Raw genomic sequence first — 8,519 nt, forward strand, 5'->3', positions numbered from 1 at the left:
GAAACTGATATCGGAAATCGTTTAAGTATGTCTCGTAGCGGAGGCCGCTGCGGACTGGGTTTGCAAGTGAGGCAGTGTATCACCGTGCAAAGAATATGCGATTAAGTTTGCTTTGCATGCGGATACCATGTAGACTTCATATCTTCAGACGCGGGGTGGAGCAGTCTGGCAGCTCGTCGGGCTCATAACCCGAAGGTCGTAGGTTCAAATCCTGCCCCCGCAACCAAAGTCTTACAAGTCTTATATAATCCCGCCCATAGTTACATCTCCTCTAAACGGGCGTCGGACAGCAATATCAACTGGTTCTCTAACCGGGCAGCATCTGAGATGACTGTCGTTGAATATATATCTGCACATTACAACTAAACAGTCGTAAAAAATCGTAAATGAATATTGCTGAGGCGAAGAAAGTCCTCGAAACAGCGCTACTTTGCGCTCACGAGCCACTGTCCATTAACGACATGAAAAAGCTTTATGTCGAAGGCGATGCAGACGGTCAGATCGATGCCGATGCAATCAAGCAAATGCTTGCAGAATTGCGCGACGACTGGGCCGACAAGGGAATTGAAGTCGTGAGTTTGTCGACCGGCTGGCGTTTTCAAAGCCGCCCGGAGATGAAAATCTATCTGGAGCGACTGAACCCGGAAAAGCCGCCGAAATATTCGCGCGCAACTCTGGAAACGCTCGCCATCATTACCTATCGCCAGCCGGTTACGCGCGGCGATATCGAAGAAATCCGTGGCGTCACGGTCAATTCGCAAACCATCAAAATGCTGGAAGATCGCGACTGGATAGAAGTCATCGGGCACCGCGATGTCCCTGGCCGGCCGGCGCTGTTCGCCACGACCAAGCATTTTCTGGATGACCTTGGTTTGACATCGCTGGATCAATTGCCGCCGCTGCAGCAAGTAGAGAAGGGCGATATGCAAGGCAGCGTATTGCTGGAAATGCAAACGCTGGAAGCAGAAATACAGGCGCACCTGGATCAGACGGCGATCGATTTTGCAGATGCCGATAGCGCCGAAGACGAAGCGCATGCCGTCGAATCAGCTGAACTTTCCATTACCGTTGACGCTCCAGATAGCGTCGACGATATGACAACTAATACAAGTGCAATCCCGGCTTCGCAATCCGAAGCCATTCCCGCTGACGCGGCACCCGACTTGACGGTGGTTGACGTCGCAAGTCAACACAACCAAGAATCGAACGATGAATCACCCAACAAAAACTAACACGCCTGATACGCCGATCAATGACGCGTCGCCGGTAGAGCGCGCGGATCGAAGCGAGACCGAACAAAACGCTGCATCCACTAACGAAAATAATGCAGCCAAGCCGGCCAAGCGCGGCTTGCGCGGTCCGCGCACCTTGCGTCGCGCCCGCAATGCGCCGCGCACTGGTTCGCTCAATAATGAGAATGGCGAGTCGCAGCCTGTCAGTGCAGACGGCGCTGAAGCCCAGCCAGCGGCAGGGCATGATGCGCGACCTGTTTCAGACGAAGGTCGTCGCGAACGCGCGCCGCGCCGTGATGATCGTCAGCCCGGTGTAAAAGGTCCGCAAAAAGCGCGCGGCAAAGCAGGTGCTGCAGGCCCGAATCGTGGCGGCAAACCGCCATCCAAAGCCGGCGATGCAGATGAAGTATTTTCCTTTGTCACATCCGAAGCGTTTGATGCGCTGGCCAGCGATGACGACAAGGCTGGCGGCAAGGGCCGCAAGGAACAAAAAACCGTGCGCCGCGATTTGACCGCCGATGATGATGCGCCTAAGTTACACAAGGTATTGGCGGAAGCCGGTCTCGGTTCGCGCCGCGACATGGAAGAGTTGATTATTGCCGGTCGCGTATCAGTCAACGGCGAGCCAGCCCATATCGGCCAGCGCATTTTGCCGACCGACCAGGTGCGTATCAACGGCAAGCTGATCCAGCGCAAGGTCAGCAGCAAACCGCCACGCGTACTGATGTATCACAAACCAGCCGGCGAAATTGTCAGCACCAACGATCCGGAAGGGCGTCCGTCAGTATTCGATCGCCTGCCGACGATGAAAGCCGCCAAATGGCTGGCTGTCGGTCGTCTCGATTTCAATACCGAAGGCTTGTTGCTGTTTACGACCTCGGGGGATCTGGCGAACCGCCTGATGCATCCGCGTTACGGCATCGATCGCGAATATGCAGTGCGTACGCTGGGTGAGCTCGAAGAAGGCATGCGGCAGAAATTGCTGGCCGGCGTAGAGCTCGAAGACGGTCTGGCGCAATTCTCCAGGATCGCCGACGGCGGCGGTGAAGGCGTCAACAAATGGTATCGCGTCACCATCGGCGAAGGCCGTAACCGCGAAGTGCGCCGCATGTTCGAGGCGATCGGTTTGACGGTTTCGCGCCTGATTCGTACACGCTACGGTGCACTGACTTTGCCGAAAAATCTCAAGCGCGGTCGCTGGGAAGAAATGGAAGAGCACGCAGTGCGCGATTTGATGGCGCTGAGCGGTCTGGAGAAAAAATCGACTGAAGGCGCGCCATCCAAGGGGCGTGCCAGTTCTGGCGATCGCAACGGCGATCGTAACGGCAATCGTGCGCCACGCGCAGATAGCGGTATGGGTCAGTCACGCAGCCCGGGACTATGGCAGGGCGCTGGCGCCGGCCAGGGACGCACGCAAGGACAAGGACAGAATCCGGGCAAGCCGGCGGGTCGCCAGGGTCAGGCGCGCAGCCGTCAACCAGATCCGCTGCAAACCGCACTCGGATTTCCCGGCATGGGTCAGCCGCGCCGCAGCAGCGGTCCCGGTCGTGGCCCAGGCGGCAACGGCCCGGCGCGCGGCAATGGTCCGCAAGGTGGCCAGGGCGGACAAGGCGGCCCGCGTCGTCGTTCGAAAGTTTAATTCTTTTGTCGTTCGTCCGGCGCAGCCATGGGTGCGCCGGATTTCGAGTAATAGTTGAGTGCCGATAGCCGTGCCGCAGGGATTCCCACATTGCGGTATGACGGGTAATCAACTATAATTCGGCAGTTAACGAAGGTCGCCAGCCAAATACTTATGTTTTTGGCATTGAATTTGGCGGCTGGAATGATAAAAAAGATGGGCGGATGCCCATTTTTTTTTTTGTTGAACAGTTTGCGTTGTTGTATTCAATTCCGGCTGCAGATGTGGCCGCGATTGACGTTATTCGGAGAATTCCTTTGCAGTTGTCGGCGCTGATTGAAACAACCGTGGTGGGCATGGGCTATGAACTGGTCAATTTTGAACAGGCTGCCCGTGGTTTGCTGCGTGTATATATAGACTTTACGCCGGAAGATGCGGCGGAAAAAGGTTCGATCACGGTAGAAGACTGTGAAAAAGTCACACACCAGTTGCTGCATGTATTGACGGTTGAAAACGCCAATTATGAACGGCTGGAAGTGTCGTCGCCGGGTTTGGACCGGCCGCTGAAAAAGCTGTCGGATTATGTGCGTTTTACGGGTGCCGAGGCATTGGTAAAATTGCGCTTGCCGATGCCGAATGCGGCCAATCGCAAGTCGTTCCAGGGCATTTTGCTGGAACCGGTGGGCGAGACTCTGGCGCTGGAATTTGAAGGAAACGAGGGGCCGGCGAAGCTTGAATTTACGCTCGCTGATGTAGACAAGGCACATTTGGTGCCGAAAGTGGATTTTAGGAGTCGCAAAGCATGAGTCGCGAAATTTTACAGTTGGTAGATGCGCTGGCGCGCGAAAAAAACGTCGATCCGGACATCGTGTTTGGAGCGTTGGAACACGCACTCGCGCAAGCGACCAAGAAACGCTACGAAGGCGATGTCGACATCCGTGTATCTATCGATCGCGAAACCGGCGAATTCGAATCCTTCCGTCGCTGGCACGTGGTGCCTGACGATGCGGGCCTGCAATTGCCTGATCAGGAAATTCTGCACTTTGAAGCCAAGGAACAAATTGGCGATATCGAAGTGGACGATCACATTGAAGAGCCGATTGAATCGGTGGAATTCGGTCGTCGTTTTGCACAGGATACCAAGCAGGTTGTATTGCAGCGCATACGTGATGCTGAACGCGAGCAAATCCTGGCTGACTTCCTGGAGCGCGGTGATTCGCTGGTTACCGGCACCATCAAGCGGATGGAACGCGGCGATGCGATAGTCGAATCCGGCCGTATCGAAGCACGTTTGCCACGCGACCAGACAATTCCAAAAGAAAACCTGCGTATCGGTGATCGCGTCCGTGCCTATATCCTGCGCATAGACCGCAATGCACGCGGCCCGCAAGTGATCCTGTCGCGCACTGCGCCTGAATTCATCATGAAGCTGTTTGAACTCGAAGTACCCGAGATCGAGCAAGGCTTGCTGGAAATTAAATCTGCTGCCCGCGATGCAGGCGTACGCGCCAAGATTGCAGTATTCACCAGCGACAAGCGTATCGATCCTATCGGTACCTGTGTCGGCATGCGCGGTTCGCGCGTGCAGGCCGTTACCGGTGAGTTGGGTGGCGAGCGTGTGGATATCGTGTTGTGGTCGGAAGATCCGGCGCAATTCGTCATCGGCGCACTGGCCCCGGCCAATGTTTCTTCGATTGTGGTTGATGAAGAAAAGCATGCGATGGATGTCGTGGTTGACGAAGAAAATCTCGCCATCGCCATCGGTCGCGGCGGTCAGAACGTGCGCCTGGCCGCCGAGCTGACCGGCTGGAAGATCAACATCATGACGGCCGAGGAATCGGAAAACAAATCGGCGCAGGAAACTGCAGCGGTGCGTGCCCTGTTCATGGAAAAGCTGGACGTCGACCAGGAAGTCGCGGACATCCTGGTGGAAGAAGGATTCGCGAGCCTGGAAGAAATCGCCTACGTGCCGATTTCGGAAATGCTCGACATCGAATCGTTCGACGAAGATACCGTCAACGAACTGCGTACCCGTGCCCGTGACGCGCTGGTCACCGAGGCAATCGCTTCGGAAGAAGGCCTGGAAGGCATGGACGAGCAGCTGGTGAACCTGGAAGGCATGGACCGCAACACTGCGGGCAAGCTGGGCCTGGCCGGTATCAAGAACGTCGATGCATTCGCTGCGCTCGCTTACGACGAATTTGGCGCCATCCTGGCCTTGTCGTCGGACCGTGCACGTGAACTGATCAAAAATGAATTTAATGATGTGACCGACGACGAGATGAAGCTGGTCGACTCAAAGTACGACGACCGCGCCAAGTCGCTGCAGGCGAAAGCCTGGAGTCTGGCAGAAGTGGCCAAGGCTTAATTTGAGTATCTTTATCATCTGTCGCGACACAAAGAAAAGAGGACTGAATGGCGAGTAACAACGTAGCCCAATTTGCCACCGAACTGAAGATGCCTGCAGATTTGCTGCTGACGCAGCTGCGTTCTGCCGGCGTCGAGAAAAGTTCGACGTCAGATCCATTGTCGAAAGATGATAAGGATAAGTTGTTGAACCACCTGCGCAAGACCCACGGGTCGACCACGGACGGCGAGAAAAAGAAGATCACGCTGACGCGCAAGGAAACGACTGAGATCAAGCAGGCTGACGCCTCCGGTAAATCGCGCACCATCCAGGTAGCGGTCAAGAAAGTGCGCACCTTCGTGCAGCGCGATGAACCTGTTGCGGCTCCGGCGCCTGCCGCGCCGGCAGCACCTGTCATCGACGCCGCTGAAGTAGCGCGCCGCGAAGACGACGCACGCCGCCAGGCAGAGCTGATTGCTCGCCAGGAAGCGGACCTGCGTGAAAAGCAGGAACGCCTGGCCAAGCTCGACGCCGAGAAGGAAGCACAGGCCAAGCAGGCCGATGCCGACGCCAAGCGTGAAGCCGATGCCGAAGCCAAGCGCGCAGCAAGCGCTGCCGCGAGCGCTGGTGTTGCCGCTTCCGACGAGACCAAGAAAGCTGCTGCCGACGAAGCCAAGAAGAAGGCTGCCGCCGCTGCCAAGGAAGCTGCCGAACGCGTTGAAGCGAACGACAAGGCCCGCAAGGCCGTGGCCGACGAAGTCGCGCAGATCAAGGCGATGATGAATGCGCCGCGCCGCGCGATCAAGGCTCCCGAGCCTGTCGCCGCTCCGGTTGCCGCCATCAAGGCCAAGTCGCCGGAAGGCACGCTGCACAAGCCTGCCGATAAAAAGCCTGGCGAGAAGAAGGACGAGAAAAAGCCGCTGACCGCCGACAAGAAGTCGATCAAGTCCGCGAACGTTTCCTCGACCTGGTCGGACGACGCGAAAAAACGCGGTGCACCTGGCGGCGGCATCAAGCCACGCGGGAACACCGGTTCGGCTGGTGGCCGTGACGCATGGCGCGGTGGCGCCAAAGGTGGCCGCCGCAATTCGCATAGCGACGACCGCGAAACCAATTTCCAGGCGCCGACGGAAGCGGTCATCAAGGACGTCCACGTCCCTGAAACCATCACCGTCGCCGAACTGGCGCACAAGATGTCCGTCAAGGCATCCGAAGTGATCAAGCAGCTGATGAAGCTGGGCCAGATGTGCACCATTAACCAGGTGCTGGACCAGGAAACGGCTATGATCCTGGTTGAAGAGATGGGCCACAAGGCATTCGCGGCTGAACTCGACGATCCGGAAGCGCTGCTGGCCGACCAGGGTGAGCACGCTCACTTCGAATCGAAGCCGCGCGCACCTGTCGTTACCGTCATGGGTCACGTCGACCACGGTAAAACCTCGCTGCTCGATTACATCCGCCGCGCCAAGGTTGCATCGGGCGAAGCTGGTGGCATTACGCAGCACATCGGCGCGTACCACGTCGATACGCCACGCGGCATGATCACCTTCCTCGATACGCCAGGTCACGAAGCGTTTACCGCCATGCGTGCCCGCGGTGCGAAGGCAACCGACATCGTCATCCTGGTGGTCGCAGCCGACGACGGCGTGATGCCGCAGACGAAGGAAGCGATTGCCCACGCCAAGGCAGCAGGTGTGCCACTGGTTGTTGCGATCAACAAGATCGACAAGCCGGGTTCCAACCTTGACCGCGTCAAGCAGGAACTGGTGGCCGAGCAGGTCGTGCCTGAAGAATACGGTGGCGAATCGCCGTTCGTGCCAGTGTCGGCAAAGACCGGCGAAGGCATCGATGCGCTGCTCGAGCAGGTACTGCTGCAGGCCGAGATTCTGGAACTGTCCGCACCGATCGACGCGCCGGCCCGTGGCCTGGTGGTCGAAGGCCGTCTCGACAAGGGCCGCGGTCCTGTTGCGACCATCCTGGTGCAGTCGGGTACCCTCAAGCGCGGCGACGTGATCCTGGCCGGTTCGTCGTATGGCCGTGTACGCGCCATGCTGGACGAAAACGGCAAGGCGATCAACGAAGCTGGTCCATCGATTCCGGTCGAGATCCAGGGCCTGACCGAAGTACCTGTCGCCGGTGAAGAAGTCATGGTCATGGCTGACGAGCGCAAGGCGCGTGAAATCGGTCTGTTCCGTCAAGGTAAATTCCGCGACGTCAAACTGGCCAGGCAGCAGGCGGCCAAGCTGGAGAACATGTTCGAGAACATGGGCGAAGGCGAAGTCAAGAACCTGCCGGTCATTATCAAGACCGACGTGCAGGGTTCGCAGGAAGCGCTGGTTGGCTCGCTGCAGAAACTGTCGACGTCGGAAGTGCGGGTACAGGTTGTGCACGCAGCAGTTGGTGGCATTACCGAGTCGGACGTCAACCTTGCAGTCGCATCGAAAGCGGTCATCATCGGCTTCAACGCCCGTGCCGACGCCCAGGCGCGCAAGCTGGCAGAGTCGAACGGCGTGGACATCCGCTACTACAACATCATTTACGATGCGATCGACGAGATCAAGGCAGCGCTGTCGGGCATGCTGGCGCCGGAAAAGCGCGAGCACATCACCGGTGCGGTCGAGATTCGCCAGGTTATCCTGGTCTCGAAAGTGGGCGCGATTGCCGGTTGCCTGGTCACCGATGGCGTGGTCAAGCGTTCGTCTTCGGTCCGCCTGCTGCGCAACAATATCGTGGTGTGGACTGGCGAGATCGATTCGCTCAAGCGCTTCAAGGACGACGCGAAAGAAGTACGCGCCGGTCTCGAGTGCGGCCTGTCGCTCAAGAACTACAACGATATCGAAGTCGGCGACGTCCTCGAAGTATTCGAAGTTCAAGAGATCGCCCGTACCCTGTAAAAGCAGGACACCGGTCACCGTGGGGCGGAATGCGCTTTTGGCGCATATTCCGCCCCTCGTTTTTTAAAGAGTAGAATAAATCATGGCCAAACATAGCAAAACCATTCCCGCCCGCGGTCTTCGCGTGGCCGACCAGATCCAGCGCGACCTGGCCGAAATCATTGCGTACGGGTTGAAAGATCCGCGCATCGGGATGATCACGATCACCGAAGTACAGATCACGCCGGACTACGCGCATGCCAAGGTGTTCTTCACCATGTTCAAGGACGACAAGGAGTCGATCAAGAACACGGTGGACGGCCTGGGCGCCGCTGCGGGCTTCATCCGCAACCAGCTGGGCAAGCGCCTGCACATCCACACGCTGCCGATGCTGCACTTCGTGCACGACACCTCGACCTCGCGCGGCATGGAAATGTCGCTGCTGATCG

General features: G+C 57.7%; 6 protein-coding genes and 1 tRNA gene. All 7 read left to right on the plus strand.

Going from position 1 to position 8,519, the window contains the following annotated elements; genetic code table 11:
- Positions 1 to 149: 149 nt before the first annotated feature.
- Positions 150 to 226: transfer RNA gene (locus Q7T06_RS07660), tRNA-Met, on the plus strand.
- 160 nt (positions 227 to 386) lie between these two features.
- Positions 387 to 1,232 carry an SMC-Scp complex subunit ScpB gene (scpB, locus tag Q7T06_RS07665; RefSeq protein WP_304782900.1) on the plus strand — a complete coding sequence of 282 codons (846 nt, stop codon included), beginning with the start codon at positions 387 to 389 and terminating at the stop codon, positions 1,230 to 1,232.
- Positions 1,210 to 2,871 (plus strand): 23S rRNA pseudouridine(2605) synthase RluB, encoded by a 1,662-nt coding sequence (rluB, locus tag Q7T06_RS07670; RefSeq protein WP_304782903.1) that lies wholly within the window; start codon positions 1,210 to 1,212, stop codon positions 2,869 to 2,871. The genes scpB and rluB overlap by 23 nt, the downstream gene beginning before the upstream one ends.
- A gap of 296 nt (positions 2,872 to 3,167) precedes the next feature.
- Positions 3,168 to 3,656: a ribosome maturation factor RimP gene (rimP, locus tag Q7T06_RS07675; protein ID WP_304782906.1), complete on the plus strand. Its 489-nt coding sequence runs from the start codon at positions 3,168 to 3,170 to the stop codon at positions 3,654 to 3,656.
- Positions 3,653 to 5,218: a transcription termination factor NusA gene (nusA, locus tag Q7T06_RS07680; RefSeq protein WP_304782909.1), complete on the plus strand. Its 1,566-nt coding sequence runs from the start codon at positions 3,653 to 3,655 to the stop codon at positions 5,216 to 5,218. The genes rimP and nusA overlap by 4 nt, the downstream gene beginning before the upstream one ends.
- A gap of 47 nt (positions 5,219 to 5,265) precedes the next feature.
- Positions 5,266 to 8,091, plus strand: coding sequence for a translation initiation factor IF-2 (gene infB / locus Q7T06_RS07685; RefSeq protein ID WP_304782913.1), 2,826 nt, complete (start codon positions 5,266 to 5,268; stop codon positions 8,089 to 8,091).
- An 82-nt stretch (positions 8,092 to 8,173) separates the two neighbouring features.
- Positions 8,174 to 8,519, plus strand: a 346-nt coding sequence (gene rbfA / locus Q7T06_RS07690; protein WP_304782916.1) for a 30S ribosome-binding factor RbfA, incomplete at its 3' end; no start/stop codon positions are given.

The sequence above is a fragment of the Herminiimonas sp. genome, assembly GCF_030645555.1.
GTDB lineage: Bacteria > Pseudomonadota > Gammaproteobacteria > Burkholderiales > Burkholderiaceae_D > Oxalicibacterium.

Coding starts and splice junctions, on each gene's coding strand:
- infB (WP_304782913.1), top strand. CDS start 5,266: ATGGCGAGTAACAACGTAGCCCAATTTGCCACCGAACTGAAGATGCCT.
- scpB (WP_304782900.1), top strand. CDS start 387: ATGAATATTGCTGAGGCGAAGAAAGTCCTCGAAACAGCGCTACTTTGC.
- nusA (WP_304782909.1), top strand. CDS start 3,653: ATGAGTCGCGAAATTTTACAGTTGGTAGATGCGCTGGCGCGCGAAAAA.
- rluB (WP_304782903.1), top strand. CDS start 1,210: ATGAATCACCCAACAAAAACTAACACGCCTGATACGCCGATCAATGAC.